Below are 19,450 nucleotides of genomic sequence, written 5' to 3'. Positions count from 1 at the left end.
GACTACAACCCGGACTGCCCCAACCATTTCTTCAATTGGTTCGACTTTTCCCTGCTCAGGACTACACTTTCATCTAAAGCTGGAGAAAGTTCAATCTTTAGCTGACCATTAAACGTTTGATGTATCTGATGGATAGATTTTAAAGAAACAATCACCTGGCGGCTTACCCTGAAAAAAACTTCGGGGTCAAGTTCTTTCTCCAGCACTTCTAAAGTCTGGTCTACCACAAATCGCTGAGAGGTAAAGGTTGTAAGGAACGTTGCTTTATTTTCTGAAGTGAAATAAGCAATATCCTCCGTCATTATCAGAATATGCCTGTCGCGATATGCAATTAAAAAACGTGTGCGATATATTTGTTGCTTTGCCTGCATGTTTTTAATAAGCTGTAATATACTGGCATCACTTCCGGTCCCGATAATGGACTTTGCTTTGCGGAGGCTCTTTGCCAGCTTATCAGCTTCCAGTGGTTTCAGCAGGTAATCAACACCATTCACTTCAAAAGCCTTAAGCGCATATTCATCATAAGCAGTCACGAATATGACAGGGGATGTTATCGTAACATGGTTAAAAATCTCGAAGCTTAATCCATCAGTAAGCATGATATCCATAAATATCACATCCGGCTGTTGATGCTCTTTCAACCATTTAATACTATCCTGCACTGTTTGAAGTTTTGCCGTAATAGTAATGTCACTATCTAAAAGAGATAACATCTTTTCAAGCCTTATAATATTAGGAAGCTCATCTTCTATGATTAAAACACTTGTCATATTAATAGTTATTCGACAGTTATCAATGAAATCTCCACCCTGAAAAAGTGATCATCATCCAATATAACGGGAGCTTTCTGGTTCATCAAATGGTATCGTTCCCTGATATTTTTAAGTCCCATGTTTGCCCCTGCTTCCTTCATCATTTTGGGCATTTTATTATTCTCCACCACCATTAATTTTTCATCCGGGAAATATATATGAATGTTAAGGGGCGATGCTGTACTAAACACATTATGCTTGATCGCATTTTCAATCAGCAACTGTAATGTTAAAGGCGGAATACCTAAACGGAATGCCTGCTTATTTTCCTCAATATTTACTTTAATACCTTCTCCATACCTGATCTCATACAAAAACAGATACGCTTTAATAAATTCCAGTTCTTCTGTTACAGGAATTACATTTTGCACTCTGTTAGTCAGCATATACCGGTAGATGGATGATAGTTTGGCAATGTAGGAAACTGCTGTTACCGGCTGGTCTTCTATCAATGCGGTAACAATGCTAAGGTTGTTAAACAGGAAATGCGGATCAAGCTGTAACTTGAGTGCTTCCAACTGCGCCCTTGTAGTATGCTGCGCCATTTCCAGGGATTGCAGATTGGCATCGTTCCATTTGTGAAAGAAATATTCCGCAGCAAAAACAGCCGTTATTAGGATAGAGAATATGATACCGATAATAACGGTCTGTCTTAACATTAGTTCATCGTAATCAAAATGATCCGGGAACCTGAATTTAAAAAACAAGTTCAGTATAATGTAAATAATAGTAATGTGCAATAAAAGCTGAATACCAAACCTGCTTTTAATACGATTCCCCCAGGGATACCATTTATTGAGCAGCCCTGTTAACTGTATACCTGTTTCAAATAATAACGTTGCATAAGCAACACTGAATGAAAATTCCAGGACAAAGTCGGGCATCGTATAAAAGCGCCAGCTATTATAAACGCGTTCGTACGGATTAATCAGCACCATAATCAGGTACAATATTAACCCAAAGCCAGGATAACCATACAACCGGAATAATCTGTAGCTGTGTTTATGCATCTGCTAAAATAAATAACTTTAATTACTTTACCCTTTTCCATGTTTCATTAAAACTCAACAATCCCCATTTTACTTTTAGTTCAATTGCTGTTCCGGCTTCATTCATAATAAAGCGGCCTTTGTATGTTTTATCGTCTTTGGGGTCAATGATCGTTCCTTCAAAAACCATTGGACTGGTAGCTTTAAGCCCTGTAGCTATAATTTTATTGTTGTTCTTTTTGTCTTTTTCCGTTTCTGTACTGATCTGTTTGCCCGTAATTGTTTGTCCTTCGATATAAAATTCTATTTTATCCTTATCGGGAGTTATCCACCTGCCAACTAAGGTAGCCTGTTGTGCCCATGAGTTAATGCTGAAAAATACTAAAACGGCTGTTGTAATAAGAAAATGCTTAAACATACTATTTGATTTTAACTATAAAGTGATTTTAATATTTACAAGTGCACTGATACCCGTAAGGTTGGCACTTGGTTTTTGAGGAAGATTAAGTATCGTCGATGTTTGTAATTCGAACACAAGGATGACCGATTTTGACAGATAATAATTCACCCCCGCACCTGCATTCATGTATAGTTGCATACTTGAATTAGTGGTATAATGTGCCGTATTGGTGTTCATATCATAGGTCATAGCAGGGATAGTAACATAGGACGGACCAGCACCGACAAAAAAAAGTGGTTGCCATTTACGTAACCTGGACTGGTACCCGATATCCAGAGCCAGGTTAAGACTGTTTGTATTGGAATTAATTTCTGATTTTAAAGATCCAAGAGTAGTTTTATATTTAAAATCTGCGGATAGTTCCCCAAATTGTAAACGGGCAAAAAAGTGTCTTTTATAATTGAACTGTACTGATGTTGTCGAATTAGTACCAATTAACATTTCTTCACCATTTACCTGGTTGAACGGGATAAAAAGCCCTACTGAACCACCAAAGTCTATCATCCAGTTTGAACTGTCGCTTTGTGCTTTAGCTGTAAGCGAAGCGCCGATACAAAGGAATGTTATAAGGAACTTGTTTTTCATTATTGATTTATTTTGATGATGCGAAGCACTATCTCAAAAAGGGGGTTTGCAGGGCAAAGCCCTGCACCCACTACCTATGTTGCCCCGTCAGATTTCTAAGTGCTGCAATAGCCAGCGCCTTCGACAACTGTGCCGCATATAGATCAGCTTCTGCCTCTGCCAGTTGCGACTTTGCTTCCAGCAAGACGGTTTTTGTATCCAGTCCGCTTACCTGCCTGTCCTCCTGTTCTTTGAGTGCTTCCCTGCGGTAGCCTGCCAGTTTCTGAGCTGCAGTTATCAGGGCATCCGATTGTTTCACTTTTCGCCATGCTTTATCAATATCGCTTTCTACCTGTTGTTGAGTATAGATGATAGCCTCTTCTGCCTGCTTTAGCTGGTATTGCCGTTGATACTGTACCTGCTTATTGGAAAAAAGGTCTTGTATGTTCCATTTCAGGTTGAGGCCCACATAAGGGCTGTTACCTGGCAATACAGGGCTGCCCTGCTGCACATAGTACCCCGCTATCAGGCCAAAATCCGGCAGGTTACTTTGTTTTGCTGCTTTTATCCCCAGAAGGGCTTTCTCTTTATTCAGGTGTGCTATTTCTATATCAGGGTTGCTGGTGGCAGCCAGCTTATACTCATCTACAGGGTTAACGGTCACACTGCCCGGTTCTGCGGCTTCCAGTTTTATTGCATGAAGGCTGGTAAGCCTTTCCAGTTCGGTCAGATAATCCTCCACCTGAATGTTGAGTTTTAACAGGTTTTGTTCTTCGCCGGATATACCCGCCCGTAAGCCGGAAAGGTTTACCCCTGTGCTTTTCCCTGCTGCCAGTGCGCCCTCAGCATCGTATAATCTGGCCTGAGCCAGTTCCAGTCTGGCCATTGTACCTTCTACCTGCTTTTGGGCAATGAGCGCCCCGTAATACAGTTGCTCAATCGCCAGCTGCATTTGCAGGGCTGTTTTTTCCTTTTCTTTTTGCCCCAGCTTTATATCAGTTTTGTCAATGGATAGTCCCGTACCCATTTTAAATTGCTGGGTGATGGGCTGATAAATATTGAGCCCTACATTGTAAGTATTCTTTTCGCCTATGGCAAATTTCCTGTCTTCCGAAGGCAGTCCCGTAGTTATTGTTCCCGCAGGTAGAGTTATTTCAGGTAGCTTGAAATTATATTGATAACTACCGTCCACAGTGGCAGAAGGATATCTTTTAATTTCATCTTCTTTTAGCTTACTCATTTTTTCCTGCACCTGGTATTCTCTGATAGAAAGCAGGTGACTATTATCCATTGCAGCATCTATCAGCTGTTGCAAAGAATATCCAGGGCTTGTCTGAGCGGATAAGCGGGAATATCCCAGTAGAATCAAGACCAATAGCAATATACTAAGCTTCATTTTTTGCACTTTTTTTATCGTTGTTGTTGATGATACCTATGTACATAACAGGTACAGTAAGCAGGGCCATTATCATGCTCCACACTACCCCAAAGGCCAGTACGCTTGCCAGCGGCGCCCACATAGGCGATCTGGAAATAATCATGGGTAATACGCCCACTGCTGCCGCCATGGCGGTAAGAAAAATGGGGCGCAGCCTGCGCTTGGCGGCTTCTACAGCGGCGGTTTTTATATCCATGCCCTGCTTTAGCAGGATATTGGTATAATCTATCAGGATAATAGCGTTTCGCACCACGATACCGGACAGCGCGATAAGCCCGACGAATGCAGTGAAGCTGAAGTTATTGCCGGTAACCGCAAGGCCCAGTATAGCGCCAAACAAACTCAATGGAATGGTGGCCATTATAATCAATGCCTCTTTTAAGTTTTTAAACTGAAATAACAGGATAAAGAATATCAGTGCCAGGCTTATTGATAAAGCAGTTATCATGTCATTTTCCACCTCTTCCTTTCCTCCCTCTTCACCGCCATATTCTATACGGTAGCCGCCGGGCAGTTTCAGCTTGTTTATGGCCGGCCTTACTTCTTCAAGCAGCTCTGCCGGCAATACATGGGGCCTGGTTTCGCTCTGCACTGTTAATGTTTTTACGCCGTTGCGGTGCATTATTTTTCCGCTCTGCCATTGTGGTGTCAGTGCTGCTATTTGCCTTAGCGGTATCTGGGCATTGTTTACCGGCGATGTGAGATATACGTTTTGCAGGTCTGACGTACTTCTGCGGACATTCTCATTTAAACGCAATACAATCTTTACAGGACTGCTGCCTTCGTATATAGTGGAAATAGCGCTGCCGCTGAAGCCTGTGTACACCGACTGTGCAATGTCTGTGCTGGTAAAGCCCAATCGTCCGGCATCTTCACTGGGAGTTATCTGCAGCCCGTAATAATCCTCTCCAAAATCACTGCGTACCTGACAGCTGCCTTTCGCTTTCTTCAATATATCACCTACCTGAGCGGCTATGGTTTTTAACTGGGTTACATCCTCTCCTATGATACGTACTTCTACCGGTGCTTTTAAGTCTGTTCCCTGCTGCATCAACTTCACAAAGAATGTTCCGTCGGGAGCCAGCCCTTTTACCTTGTCCGTAAGCTCTTCCGCCATTTCTTCGGTGGTTTCATCAGTAGTGGTATTTACCAGGATCAGTGCATAATTGCTGGTGGGTACCTCAGGCGAAAAATTGTAGTAAAACCTTGGGGCCGATGTACCGGTAAACGTAGCGTAAGAGGTAACCCTTTTATCACCCTTTACCAACTGCTCTGCTTTTAAAATAGCAGCATTCGTCTTTTCCAGCCTGGTACCCGTGGGCATCCATAATTCTACTATAAACTGGTTACGCTCCGCAGGAGGAAAGAACAATTCACGTACACCCAGCTTAAACACCAGACCTGTAAGCAGCACAAATGCAACGCTGGTAAGTATGGTAAGTGCAGGGTGTTTTACACACCAGCTCAGTGCAGCATTGTAGCCATCCTGCATATAGGTAAGTATCGATTTTTTTTCTTTGGATGAAGTAGTTTGAGTGTGTAATCCTTTTTTAATGAAAGTATAGCAAAGCAAAGGTGTGAGGAACAAAGCCACAAAGTATGATGCTATAAGTGCAACAGCCACTGTTATAGGCAATGTAAATATAAACTCACCGGTAGAGCCTTTGATAAGCACCATGGGCATAAATGAGGCTATAATGGTAACGGTGGCAGCCAGCACTGGAATAAGCAGATCATGTGCGCTGCGCCATGCCGCCGTCCAGCGGTCCACCCCTTCATCAAGCAGTTCCACATAGTTGTCCGCAATTACGATGGCATCATCTACCACCATACCCAGCACCAGTATAAGTCCTGCCAGCGAAACCTGATGCAACTCAATACCCAGCATGTTTAAAATGGCAAAGGTTAAGGCTACCGTCATAGGTATCGCCATTGCAGCTACTGATGCTATGCGGAAAGGCAATAGCAGAATAACCACCACAATAACTGATAATATCGCCAGTAAAAATTCCTTAATAAAGTGTGATATATTTTCGTTTACCAGTGCAGGTTGCGATACCAACGTAGTAATTTTCACATTTGATGGTATCAGTTTCCTTGCATCTGCTATCTTTTTCTCTACCTCTTTTCCAAAATCTACAATATTGTTGCCTTCATGCATTTGTATAGACAACAACATGGCCTTATTACCATTTACGGTAATGATGCTTTCCGGCTCTGCATAATCTCTTTTCAACGTAGCCACATCTCCCAGTTTTACCGGTGAGCCGGCAGGCGATGTACCTACAATCTGGTTGGCAAGTGCTGTTTCGGTTTGAAAATATCCATTGGTGTACAGCGGCGTTTTACTGCTGCTGGTCTTTACTTCTCCGGTAGCATTAATACTGTTCTGTGATTGCAACACCTGCGTTACCTGCCCTATATTAATACCGTATTGCGATAGCTTTCCCGATGTAGATGATACGACCACTTCTTCCTGTTGTTCTCCGATACGCTTCACTTTAGAAGCCTCTTTCATAGTACGGATCTGCTCTTCTACCTTTTCACTATAACCTTTCAATTCTTCGTAGCTGGCATCGTTACTTTCCAGCGCTATCACCATGGCTTCTGTATCCCCAAAGTCAGAATCCACAATCGGCCCCTGCACACCCTGTGGCAGGTCCACTTCTTTAGATACCAGTAGCTGGTGCCTCAGTTTACTCCAGAAAATATCGGGTTGTTTTACGCTTTCCGCCAGTTCCACATTGATGACCACAATACCATCTTTAGACGTAGAGTAGGTTTTGGTTTTATCTACTTCTTCATATTGAAAAAGATACTGTTCAAGTTTTTTGGTAACCTGCTCTTCTACCTGTGTAGATGATGCACCCGGGAATGTGGCCATCACCAGGCCTGTTCTGATGGTAATCTTAGGATCTTCACGACGGGGCATATGCAAAAGCGAGTTGACTCCCACCGCAAAAAGCATCAACAGAACAGCCAGTGTCAGTTGTTTATATTTAAGTGCTGCTTCTATAAAATTCATATCGATTAGTACTTTACGATTGTGATGAAAGAACCATCAGAAAGTTTGGTTTGCCCGGATATAATAACCTCTTCTCCAAGGGATAAACCAGACAGGATCTCGATTTTGTTAGCCATCATTTTACCCAGGCTCACCCTGCGTTTGAAAGCTTTATGACTTACCTTATCTGCCACGTACACATAACTTTGGTTGCCTAATTCATTGATAATGCATTCTGCCGGCAACTGTATGCCTGTCTTCTGACTGCTACCAGCAATACTTATTTCGGCAACCATACCGGGACGTACCTGCAGGCCGGCATTATCTATTTCTATTTTTACCATAAAAGCCCTTGATGCAGCATCTGCTACTGCCCCTACTTCGGTTATTTTACCTGTAATAGTTTTATCCAATGCTGTAATGTTAACACTGGCATCCTGCCCTATATGTAATCCATTCAGTTCGCCTTCGGGTATAAATGCCAATACCTTTACTTTGCGGATATCTGCCACCACAAATAGCGGCGTGCCTGCGCTGATAATTTCGCCTACTTCAGCCTCTTTGCTCAGTAATACACCACCAACCGGTGTGTAAAGTCTGGTATCGTTCAGGTTCTTTAATTCAAGCTTTTGTTTCAGTTGTGCGCTTTGCAGAGAAAAGCCTGCTTTTGTAAAATCACTTTCGCTAAGACTGCCCCTGCCATGCAGGATTTTCAAACGATTGTATTCATCGTTTGCTTCATTTAGCTGCAAATCTGCAAGCTGTTTGTTAAGCGCATAATTGGTAGGATCAACGCTGGCGATTAGCTGCCCCTGGGTCACAAATTGCCCTGTTTTGCCCGATATAAGATTTATCTTACCCGGTACCATAAAGCCAAGCTTTACAGTCGTACTGCCTTCTATAGTACCGCTAACGGTTATTTCACTGCTTAATGGTGTACCCGTCAGTGTTTCTGTTTGTACGGCGATGGTACTATCTGTACCTTCTTCGCTTGACTTTTTCCCATTGCTGCAAGCCGCCAAAAATAATAGTACGGCTAACGCTTTTAAGTATTTACTGCCCATTTGCTGGTATTTTGATGCAAAAATGGGCGCTGTAAACGCTTTATTTTTTTTAAACTGACTGAACTGACAAAAATCAGAACTGAGTATATAGTAGCGGGGACTGAGCTATGGAAATGAGGATAGGGATGAAGCTAAGGGGATCATCTAAAAGGGTTTAATCAAACTCCTTATTTGTAGTAAATTAAAAGCTCCGTTAGGAGCTCCGTGTTTGTAGAAAACAGATTAAACAACAAAACACAGACTCCGTAGGAGTCCCCTGAATTGTGAATATTAGGGGACTCCTACGGAGTCAATTAAAGAGAATATAGATATTTTTCTACAAACACGGGGCTCCTAACGGAGCCTTTTAGTGTATCCTAATTCTTTAGTATTTATCATTCTGTGTAAACGCTTTAGAAGCATCCATTGCAGACTGTGGGATCGGGAAAATCCTTCTGTAAGGCTGAGAAGCAGCTTTAGCTGTTCCAGCAGCATCAAATTTTCCGAAACGGATCATCTGTTTCCTTCTGTACATTTCCCAATAAGTCTCATAACCTATCTCATTGTACAGCGATTGCTCGTCAAGAGATGTAATAGCTACACCTGGTGCATTGGCATACAGTGCTTCACGGGTTCTGCTGGTACGTAACTTATTGATATCTGCCATTGCCAGATCTGACTGGCTTTTACGGAAATAAGCTTCAGCACGTAAGCAGTAAATAACTCCCAAACGATACAGCGGGATATCTACATTGCTGGTACTATTACTACCCCTTTCCGGATCGAATTCGAACTTGAAAACACGCACGCCACGGTTGATCTGTGCCTGTGTAAAAACAGCCTGTGCAGGATTGTCAAAAGTAAGCTCAGGAGTAAAGTCAACCGGAAGAGAGGTATTCTTTTCACAATAGAGCATTGATACTTTGATACGGTTATCAGCTGTCATCTCAAAACCACCGTTCAGCAGTTTAGGTCCGTACTGCTGTCCTGCCAGGAGACCACGGTTGAAGTGGAACCAGGGTACAGTACTTTGTAGTACAGTGCTCGTAGCCGGCACGCTTACATCTGTACCATCGTTCATGAACCAGGTGCCATCAGGATACTGATACTTCCTGGAAAAACGCGGATCATCATGTTTTCCATTCCAGGTAGCATAAAATTCAGGAGTAGTACATACTGCGTTGGTACCCCTGTTAAGCGGAGAAGGTTTCTGGTTCCTTTCCATAGTCATATAAGCAAAATCGTTATCGCTGTTTCTCAGGGTATTAACATCCTGTGATACTACGAAAATGAGTTCCGGTCTGCCGGCATTGTCTATATCGAAGTTCCTGAAATAATTGCTTTCCAGAGAGAACTGCGGGTTGTCTATAAGCAGGGAAGTGTAATAGATCACCTTGTCCATATCCGTACCATTGTTGTCAACTGCCGCCTCTAAGAAGTTGAAGCCGGTAGTAGCATAACGGTCTTTGAACACTGCACGGTTCAGATACATATCAGCCAGTAAAGCATAGGCAGCCTGTTTGGTGAATCTTCCGTTATGTGTATTCTGCTCTTTCAGGTTAGCCAGATCAGGTAATATTGCTTCTACCTCTTTGATCAGACCATTGATGGCAGTATCAGCCTTTTTAACTTCCAGTGGCGCATTTGCAACGAAAGGATTTTTATAAGGAGCCTGTCCGAAAAGATCCAGTGTATGGTAAGTGTAAAACGCCAGCAAGCCTCTTGCTTCAGCAAGGAACAGTGTTTTATTGGCAAAATTCTGTGCGTTATTGATACTGCTGATAGCAGTCAGCGACTTGGTAATACCGCTGTTCAGGTTATTCCAGGTATTGGTAAGCACGGAGTTATCCGGGCCCCAGGTGAACTCGTGAACGGCACGCCAAACACCACCATCACCCCAGTCACTACCACGGGTAGGCAGTAATGCTTCATCTGTTGAATATTCCTGTAATCCGAACACGTTACCATGATCCACAAAAGTAGCATCTCCCATTTGTCCGTATGCTGCAGCAATGGCATTTTCCGGATTTGAATTGTTAGAGCCTAATACCTCATCGATCACTTTCTCGTGCAGGTCTGTACATCCTACCATTGCCACAGTAAGGAAGATACCCGCTAATTTATGTAGTTGTAATGATTTCATATTTCTTAAAATTTAACCGTTGCGCCTAAAAGGAATGTTTTTGCAGCCGGATAGGTGGTATAATCGATACCGAGGGACTGGTTACCGCCTGAATTTTTCGTTGTATTAACCAATGGATCATAACCAGAATAACCAGTGATGGTCATCAGGTTCTGGGCACTCACATACAGGTTAAACGATTTCAGCCATGTAAGTCTGTCACATGTAAAAGTATATCCGAGACGGAGATTGTTTAAACGAACGAAATCTGATTTCTCCAGGTATAAAGACGACAGCTGCACAGGGTTGGTAGTGCTGGCTTTCGCTTCATAATATTTCCTCAGTACGTTACGGTCAGATGCCAGACTGTTGATGTTCAGGTCCAACGCTGTATTGTTAACCAGGTATCCGCCTGTTTGTCCGATGAAGGAAAACGAAAAGTCAAATTTCTTATAACGCATCTGGCTGTTCAAACCGAAGTTGAAATTAGGGATAGCACCTTCAAAAATCTGTCTGTCACTGGCATTAATAACACCATCGCCGGTTTTATCTTCGAAAATATCCTTACCATCCTTATCATAACCCAGGTGCTTCAACATGTAGAAAGAACCTGCTTCATAGCCATTCTTATAGATGTTTGCGTTCACACCGGAAAGACCAGGACCAGAGATACTACCAGAGTAAAGCTCAGAAACCGGAAGGTCTTTGATCTTGTTGGACAATGTAGATCCGTTCACATCCAATGTCCAGCTGAAATCTTTAGTACGGATCAGTTGTGATCCCAGCATGATTTCAAATCCTTTGTTTACGATCTGGGCATCTACGTTCTTCCATATAGTAGTGGTAGGACTCAGCGGACCAGAAGGAATATTCAGGATAGGATTTTTAGTGGTCTTGTTATAATATTCCAGTGAACCGTATAACTTGTTTTTCCAGAATCCGAAATCCACACCCACGTTATACTGTTCTACCAGCTCCCATCTGAGATCCGGATTAGCAGTACGGTTTACGGTAGTACCATTCACCAGGTTCAGGTTATCATACAGGTAATATCCTGCACCTGTAGACAATGAGTAACTGGCCTGAGTGATCTTGTTAGGCACTTCCTGGTTACCTGTTTGTCCCCAGCTGGCACGAAGTTTCAACTCCTGGATAGCACTGATATCTTTCAGGAAATCTTCACGGGAAAGAGTCCAGCCCAATGCTACGGATGGGAAGTATCCATATTTCTTATTGTTACCGAAACGGGTAGAACCATCAGCACGGATAGAAGCTGTAAACATATAACGGCTGTCATAATTATAGTTGACACGTCCGAAATAAGATTGCAGTTCGTTTTCCTGTGCGTAACCGCTTGGACTGGTTGCTGTTCCTGCATAACCAGGATTGTATTCCGGATCTACACCTTGTCCCTGCTTAGTGATACCAATCATACCAAAAGTAGTACCGGAGAACCTGAACTGCTGGTAGGAGAAACCACCCAGTAATTCAAACTGATGCTTATCGATTGCAAGATTATATGTCAGATAATGTTCCAGTAAGGTAGATAAAGACGACAGGTTATTCTGTGCATAAGCACCGGTTGGCTGTCTGTCCGTTACGTTCGGATAGATAGTGGAATTACGTTCTGAAGTGGATTTATCAATACCATAATTGAAACGGTAATTTAATCCTGGTAACAGTCTGAGTGTAGCTTCGATGTTACCCAGCACGCGGAACGTATTCGTCTTGTCATCATAAATGCTCAGCAGGTAAGCCGGATTGTAATGCGCATTCATGTTGAAGTTGGTATACCCACCTGTTGAATCACGTAAAGAACGAGTAGGATTTGCCATCAGGGCATGTATAATAAGCTGACCATCAGAACCGGCGGTATTACCGTTCGGAATAGCTGTTTCATTGATATCGCTGGCTGTCAGGTTCATCTTAACGGTCAGGCGTTTCTCATCAAAGAATGACTCCTCAGCATTCAGCCTTGCAGTAGTTCTTTTGAAGCTGCTTTTCTCTACGATTCCATCCTGGGCCATATGAGAAAGTGATGCCAGGTAACTGCCGGTAGCGGAAGTTTTGGCAAAAGACAGATTATGATTCTGTACAAAGCCATTGCGGTAAATCACATCCTGCCAGTCGGTATTACCACCATGATCGTAAGCCGGATTTGCCAATGCTTTACGATATTCGTCAGCATTCAGTACATCCAGTTTTTTAATCACTTTAGAAGTACCTAAATACGCATCGTAAGTAAGTGAAGGTCCACCCTTGCTACCGCGTTTGGTAGTGATCAGTACCACACCGTTAGAACCTCTGGCACCATAAATAGACGCAGCAGAAGCATCTTTCAGAATGGTGATAGTTTCGATATCACTGGTGTTCAGGAAGTTCAGAGGGTTTTTAGGTTCAGAGCTACCTAGTCCGAAGTCCGGGCCACCAGCGCTCACATTATCATTACTTAACGGCACACCGTCCACAACGAAAAGTGGCGTACTACCGCTCCTGATAGAACCAACACCGCGGATGAATACATCAACGCCGGCACCAGGTTCACCGCTGGATTGTGCAATGCGCACACCGGCAACTTTTCCCTGTAGCATGTTATCAACAGAAATGTTGACACCCTGCTTAATATTATCAGCCTTTAACTGCGTCAATGCACCTGTTACATCGGCTTTGGTCTGACTACCATAACCTACCACTACCACTTCTCCTAACTGACTATTGCTTAATTGCAGTGTCACGTTCAGCGTTTTGGTACCGGCAGTTACTTCCTGTGAGGTGTAACCGATGGAAGAGATAACCAGCTTTTCACCACTGGCAACTTCAATGCTAAATTCGCCGCGCTCGTTTGTCGTTGTCACCTTTTTGGAGGTCAGCGATTTCACGGAGGCGCCGGGTATCGGAGTGCCGTCTGATCCAACGACCACTCCCTTTACAGGTTCCTGTCGAGCTACCTGGTAATAGTTACGATGAGATGCCTCATGGGCCATGGAAGGGCTTACGGCCGAAAGCCATACCGCGACCATTAAAAGAAATTGATTGTTCATTTCAATCTTATATTACGGTTGATGTTAAAAGGCATAGTTAATCATGACCTGTTGGTCATTTTTTCTGACGATTGGATCATCATTATTGTATTATTTCGAAACGTGAGCTACCCTAAAGCTACCAGACATAGACGGCATGCAACTTGTCTTGTTGCGCATAAAACACATATAGGCGATTTGTCCTTTTTGAAACAGGGTGCAATGATAACGTGCTTTTCAGAATTTGTTGTTAACTCAAAGTTATGTTTACTTTAATAAAATAAGTGCATTTACTGAGAATACACATTTACAGACAGTTGGGTATCATAATCTCCTTTCAATAAAACTTTCTTAATAACGTGGAATTTTCTATTATCGGAAGCATCTCAGCTCCATATCCCCTGCAAAAAACTATTCAAATCTTCCCCTTTATCCAATCCAAGCTTTTGTTTAACCCTGTACTTGGCCATACGAACACTCTTCGCTTCGATATTCATCAGTTGGGAAATCTGAGTAGTATCCATCTTAAGATACAGATAAGCACAAAGTTTTAAATCAAGTAAACTTAATTTCTTTTCTGCCTTCTCATTGATCAGGTTAAAAAAATCAGGATGTACCTGCTGTATCTGTGATTTTGCCTGTTCAAAATCACTGTCAAGCGCCATCTCTTCTCTTAATATTTTCTGAATGTTCACAGCATCTCCAACGTTTAACTTATCCTTTATCTGAAGCAGCATCTGGTTCTTATGCTCCAGTTGCAATACATTGGCCATTGCTTCTGTCTTTAGCTGTTGCTGCTGGCTTTCCAGCAATTGCTGTTCAACCTTGAGTCTTGCCTGTTCCTCTCTTTCCAGCTTCATTTGCAGTACTGTATCCAGTTTTTCCAGTTCAAGACGTTTTTCCCTTTGCTGGGAGTAGCGTAGTTTAAAATGATAGGATTTGAACACAAACAGTAATGCAAATAAGGAGGCCAAAGCAATACAGCCGTATAAATAGTTTTGCAATCTGCGATTATGCTCCCGTTCTTTCAGTGAACGCATTTCCTCATTCTTCCGCTCCGTTTCATATTGTATCTCCAGTTTCTGCGCATTCAATGCCTGCTGCTCGTTGAAATTCTTCTTATTATATAATGTCACTTCCTTTTGAAAATCCAGTGCTTTTTTATACAAGCCTTTCTCCCCGTAAAAGTCAGACAGCCCCTGCACCACATTGATCATTGTATGGTAATAAGGGAGTTCTTCTGCTTTCATTAGCGCATAGGCTTCCAGGAGATAGTTTTCCGCAAGCTCGTCATGCCCCTCTCTCTTTGCATATTCACTGAGTATACCCAGACTGCTGGCCTGAACTTCCCGGCTCCCATCTACATTATTCATGATCATCCTGGCAGTATTCGCATACTGCACCGCCTGTTCTTTTGCCTCTTTATCCGTTGCAGGAAAATATTTCAAATAATAATCGGCAATATTGATACAGGCAATACCTTCGGTATAATGTGCCACCTGCCCCGGATATTTATCGTACAACATTTCAGACTGATGCAGATAAAATAAAACACTGTCAAGCTCAGGTTTACTTTTAGATGCATTGTAATTATACTCATGCGCTATCGATAACGCTGCATAACAATTGCTCAGGAGATTATAATCTTTTGTCTGTAACGCACTTTCAGTGGCCTTCCGGGCATAAATATTTACCAGCGAATCATTATTCCATTTGGAATAGATCGTATACAACTGGTAATACATCTTGGCTGAGACATAAGGGTCCTTTACCTTTTCTAATTGCTTTAAAGCCAGATTGCAATATTTCACTACGGCATCTGCATCATCCAGTGTTTTATACAGCCATACAATTCCATAGTAAGCATAAGCCATTGCTAAAGGATCATTGGCCTTCTCTGCAAGCGCTAAAGTAGAATCACTGATGGATTTCAAAGCAGCTAATTCCCGGGTATTGGCTTTTACATTCGTTATTAAAGTATATGCTTTAACGGCATCCGTATAATTCTTATTCCGCAAGGCTATAATAATGGCCTCTCTGGCCCTGGCCTCCGCCTGGGTATAATTTTTATTGATCCGGTATATTTCAGCTAATTGTCTTAATAAGACAGGTCTTTCCTTTTCACCCAATGCAGGATTATCAACAACTGATCGTAAGCTATCCGCCAACATAACCTGTGAAAAGCTGCCCAATGGCATAAACATAAAAAGAATCAGAAACAGAGATCTCATAGACGCCAAAATTACAAGCCTTATGCCAAAAACAATTACAAATATCCGTTGTTAAGCTATAAAAATATAATAATCAGTACATTAAACAGGATGTAGACGTATTGTAGATGCCACTAAGATAGTGGAATCTGTACATTTGAAACAACTGTAAGGGAACTATCAATCTTGAAAACATGAAATACCTGTTATCTTCATTCTCAATACTGTTTACGCTTTTTTTTGCGATCCCCTTCCCCATGCTTTTATATTACAATGTTAAAAATGAGGACCCACCTGATCTTGCAGGAGCGAATCCCTGGATAGCGCTCGGCCTTGTAGTATTGTCAATAGGACTCTGGCTATTCCTGCTGACAGGATATTTCCGTCATTGGATCTTGTCCGCTTTTAGTGCAAAACGTAATATGGAGTTATTAAAGAAGGATGGTGTACCCCGGGAAGCAGAAATCCTCAGCTCAACGAAAATCCATAACAAGAGTGCTGAGTATGACATCTATGAACTCAAATTATCCTTTAAAAACCTCGTAAATACGGAAATAATACAAAATGCGGCGGTAAATGATGTCAGACCTGCGGAACACCGTTTTGAGGTGGGTAAAAAAGTAGACCTGCTTATTGACAGCCAGATGAAACGTATCCCTTATTTTATGTTTGCTGGTTCGGAAGCCAGTATCAGGGCGGGCATAATGCTGTTGAATATCGCAGGCTGGTTGTTGTGCGTGGTGTTAGTGGTGGGATATTACCTTTTTTCCTACCAACAGGAAAGCGATGGCGCAGGCTGGCGCTTTGTGATCTTCGGCCATCCATTGTTTGTTTGCCCCCTGGTGCTTCTTTTTTACAGGTTCTTAGGGCTGTTTATAGAAAATTTTACCGGTAGCGCTTCTGATCAGGCACTCATAAAGTTTAAAGGCATACGAACTACTGCCAAAGTACTCCATGTAGAAGAAACCGGCACCTATATTAATGAACAACCCATGATGCGGTTTGAACTGGAATATATCGATGAGCAACATCAGGCACACAGGACCACCTTCAAAAAATTGATAGGTGTGCTCAGTTTGGATATGATCAAACAGAAAAACATAGACATCTTTTATCTCAAGGATGATCCTACACGTATTGCCTTTGCCGAAGATCTGGATAACATCAATTAAATACAATGAAGCACGCTATATTGATTATCACCATTATTACATTATCTGGCTGTAAACAAATATCCAAAAGTGTGGAAGAAACGTTCCATCCTGCGGATTCAGTGCAGAACAAAGAGCAGCCATCTGATGAATATGAATACTCTGACACAATAACAACCCACATTAGCATCCATACATCAATTACTATCGAATCTGATTCAGTATACAGATACAAATAAAGAAAATGCCCGGCCCTGATATAACCAGAACCGGGCATTATTATTATTATTAGAATTTACTTGTAAGCTACTTTTACATCTACCGTGAGATAGCTATCAGACAACGACTTCACTTTCACAATCCCTATTTTACCATCGCTGTTCTTAAAGAACACCACTACCGGTAAATCAGCCGCATCAATTGTTTGATTATCATCTGCTACCGTCAGTTTATATAAGGTAGAAGCATGTGTTAATGTATCAAATGAAGTCACTTTAAAAGAGGAATCAACATAGTTCCGCACATTTGTTTTGGTAACATTTGGTATAGTGATATCAAAACTGTTGGGATCTGCGCTGCTAAAGAACATAGAGAATGAAGCCTGATAAGCGAACGCCAGGTTGATGTACTTACCCATTGAATCAGGAATGGCATCGTCCAGGTATACCAGTCCGGTAACTGAAGAGAATACACGTCCGTAGTTGTTATCTCCCGGTGCCAGTCCAAATTTCACATCGGTGAAAGTAACCACGCTGTCTTTACCAATTACAGGATTACTGGTATCAGTAGTGTCAGTGTTATTACCTTTATTGCCTTCCAGGGCAGCATCTTTTGTGCAGGATCCAAAAGCCAGCGCAATAGCAACTGCAGCAGGCAGGAAGAATTTCTTCATAGGATAGGTTCTATTAGTTCCTGCAAAAATATGAAATATTTTAATCAAGTGTACACAGGAAGTATTACCACAAAGGTAGCCCCCTTACCTTCCTCAGAATCAGCGTATATGACCCCATGATGGGCCGTAACTATCTTCTGACACAGGGCCAGCCCTATCCCGCTACCCTCATATTCACCCCTTCCATGCAGCCGCTGGAAGATCACAAAGATCTTTTTGGCATAAGTGGGTGCAAACCCTATCCCATTGTCACTAATCCTGATTTCTCCATACCGGGTGCCATTCTCTAACTGTGGATGCCCGGCTATTTCTCCCGCTTCCATCATCCTGGAAGTAATCTTGATAAGGGGAAATATACCGGCCTGACTGAATTTCAATGCGTTACTCAGCAGGTTATGGAATAATTGCGTCATATGCAGGGGGATTCCCTGTACATGAAACAAACCATCACATTCCACTATTGCATCTTTCTGCTGTATCAGCATATCAAAATCGCCCAGCACCTGCTGTACCGTGGCGGATAAATCTATTTCTTCAAAGAGATGGTCCTGACGGGATACCCTGGAGAAAGCTAACAAATCCTGGATCAGGGTAGTCATACGGGTAGCGGCATTCCTGATAATACCCAGGTTCCTCATTCCCGTTTCATTCAGCTGGTCCCTGAATTTATCTTCCAGTAATGCGGAGAACATGTTGATCTTACGGAGTGGCTCCTGTAAATCATGACTGGCAACATAAGCAAACTGTTCCAGGTTCTGATTAACGATATTCAGATCTATATTGGCTTTTTTCAGCTCACTGGTCCTCATCTCCACAATCTTCTCCAATTCCAGCTCGTTTTCAATACGTTGCTGATGGGCTGCTTTCTCTTCCCTTAAATCGCGGGAAATAGTGGCCCTGCCCTGCGAATTACCTGTTACCGGATCATACACCAGCATTGTAGTGCCCTCTACCGGGATGGCCTCCCCTGTTTTAAAATGGCGGTATAATACTTCTCCGGACCATGCTCCTTTGCTGAACAACTGCTTATTAATCACGTCCTTCAGCTTCCCGATCTCTTCCGGCATCAGGTACTCACTATTATGTCTCCGGGCTTCTTCCTGACTATTTAATCCTAATAGTTTTAACCCGGCAGCATTGACGTAACTCACATTGCCTTCTTCATCAGACAGACTTACAAAATCACGACAGTTTTCCAGTAACGCTAATAATTTCTGTTGTTCTCTTGCCGCATCCGGTTCCGGATCTGTAACAGCGCCCATCACATCCGGATAACTCTCTACCCGGGATAATAATAGCTGCCTTTTTTCCGTGTCTTTTATATCTGCTGAAATATCCTGTATAGTACCTGCAAAACGACATGCAACCCCATTATTAAAATATGCTTTACCTATGCAACGCACCCAGCGTAACTGTTTATCTGTAGTACTGACAGTCCGGAAAATAATATCATACAAACCGCCGCTTTCCGGTCTTAATGCTTTATCAACAGCTGCAATTACTCTTTCCCTGTCTTCCGGATGAATGTTCTTTCTAATGTTTTCCTGTGATAAATCTCCTTCTGCAGGATAACCATACAATTCCCGGCAACGATCATCCCATATTACCTGGTTACTTGCAAGATCCAGTTCCCAGGTCCCGAAACCAGAAGAGACCAATGCAAAACGCATCCATTCTTCATTGTCCCCCTTATGTATACCCTTATCTATATGTTGTTCCATGTATAATAATCCCTGTAAAACAAC

Annotated in this window: 13 protein-coding genes; 1 reads left to right on the top strand and 12 read right to left on the bottom strand. The window is 42.4% G+C overall.

Annotated elements, in window-relative coordinates:
• Nucleotides 1-2: 2 nt before the first annotated feature.
• The 10 genes from BMW86_RS27620 to BMW86_RS27575 form a co-directional block, all read right to left on the bottom strand.
• Nucleotides 3-770, bottom strand: a complete 768-nt coding sequence (locus BMW86_RS27620) for a LytR/AlgR family response regulator transcription factor (RefSeq protein WP_089786307.1) — start codon at nucleotides 768-770, stop codon at nucleotides 3-5.
• An 8-nt stretch (nucleotides 771-778) separates the two neighbouring features.
• Entirely contained in the window at nucleotides 779-1,822 is a 1,044-nt protein-coding gene (locus BMW86_RS27615; RefSeq protein WP_089786305.1) for a sensor histidine kinase, read from the bottom strand.
• A 22-nt stretch (nucleotides 1,823-1,844) separates the two neighbouring features.
• Nucleotides 1,845-2,219 carry a DUF2147 domain-containing protein gene (locus BMW86_RS27610; protein ID WP_089786303.1) on the bottom strand — a complete coding sequence of 125 codons (375 nt, stop codon included), beginning with the start codon at nucleotides 2,217-2,219 and terminating at the stop codon, nucleotides 1,845-1,847.
• A gap of 15 nt (nucleotides 2,220-2,234) precedes the next feature.
• Nucleotides 2,235-2,846, bottom strand: coding sequence for an outer membrane beta-barrel protein (locus tag BMW86_RS27605; RefSeq protein ID WP_089786301.1), 612 nt, complete (start codon nucleotides 2,844-2,846; stop codon nucleotides 2,235-2,237).
• Nucleotides 2,847-2,916: 70 nt separating this feature from the next.
• The gene (locus BMW86_RS27600) at nucleotides 2,917-4,221 is read right to left on the bottom strand and encodes a TolC family protein (RefSeq protein WP_089786299.1); all 1,305 of its coding nucleotides are present in this window, start codon (nucleotides 4,219-4,221) and stop codon (nucleotides 2,917-2,919) included.
• Nucleotides 4,211-7,288, bottom strand: coding sequence for an efflux RND transporter permease subunit (locus BMW86_RS27595; protein WP_089786296.1), 3,078 nt, complete (start codon nucleotides 7,286-7,288; stop codon nucleotides 4,211-4,213). The genes BMW86_RS27600 and BMW86_RS27595 overlap by 11 nt, the downstream gene beginning before the upstream one ends.
• A 5-nt stretch (nucleotides 7,289-7,293) precedes the next feature.
• Nucleotides 7,294-8,331 carry an efflux RND transporter periplasmic adaptor subunit gene (locus BMW86_RS27590; RefSeq protein ID WP_089786294.1) on the bottom strand — a complete coding sequence of 346 codons (1,038 nt, stop codon included), beginning with the start codon at nucleotides 8,329-8,331 and terminating at the stop codon, nucleotides 7,294-7,296.
• Between the two features lie 364 nt (nucleotides 8,332-8,695).
• A complete protein-coding gene (locus BMW86_RS27585; RefSeq protein ID WP_089786291.1) occupies nucleotides 8,696-10,453 on the bottom strand; it encodes a RagB/SusD family nutrient uptake outer membrane protein in 1,758 nt (585 codons plus the stop codon).
• Between the two features lie 5 nt (nucleotides 10,454-10,458).
• Nucleotides 10,459-13,473 carry a SusC/RagA family TonB-linked outer membrane protein gene (locus BMW86_RS27580; RefSeq protein ID WP_089786289.1) on the bottom strand — a complete coding sequence of 1,005 codons (3,015 nt, stop codon included), beginning with the start codon at nucleotides 13,471-13,473 and terminating at the stop codon, nucleotides 10,459-10,461.
• A gap of 365 nt (nucleotides 13,474-13,838) precedes the next feature.
• Nucleotides 13,839-15,683 carry a hypothetical protein gene (locus tag BMW86_RS27575; RefSeq protein ID WP_089786287.1) on the bottom strand — a complete coding sequence of 615 codons (1,845 nt, stop codon included), beginning with the start codon at nucleotides 15,681-15,683 and terminating at the stop codon, nucleotides 13,839-13,841.
• A 173-nt stretch (nucleotides 15,684-15,856) separates the two neighbouring features.
• Between BMW86_RS27575 and BMW86_RS27570 the strand changes: the two genes are divergently transcribed.
• Nucleotides 15,857-16,834, top strand: a complete 978-nt coding sequence (locus BMW86_RS27570; protein ID WP_089786284.1) for a hypothetical protein — start codon at nucleotides 15,857-15,859, stop codon at nucleotides 16,832-16,834.
• A gap of 274 nt (nucleotides 16,835-17,108) precedes the next feature.
• Here BMW86_RS27570 and BMW86_RS27560 read toward each other — a convergent pair whose 3' ends face one another.
• Both BMW86_RS27560 and BMW86_RS27555 read right to left on the bottom strand, forming a co-directional pair.
• Nucleotides 17,109-17,705, bottom strand: coding sequence for a hypothetical protein (locus BMW86_RS27560; protein WP_089786280.1), 597 nt, complete (start codon nucleotides 17,703-17,705; stop codon nucleotides 17,109-17,111).
• Between the two features lie 44 nt (nucleotides 17,706-17,749).
• A complete protein-coding gene (locus BMW86_RS27555; RefSeq protein ID WP_089786278.1) occupies nucleotides 17,750-19,426 on the bottom strand; it encodes a sensor histidine kinase in 1,677 nt (558 codons plus the stop codon).
• Between the last annotated feature and the right edge of the window lie 24 nt (nucleotides 19,427-19,450).

The organism is Chitinophaga sp. YR573 (genome assembly GCF_900110995.1).
Taxonomy (GTDB): Bacteria; Bacteroidota; Bacteroidia; order Chitinophagales; family Chitinophagaceae; genus Chitinophaga.
This window is presented reverse-complemented; position numbering and strand designations above follow the sequence as displayed.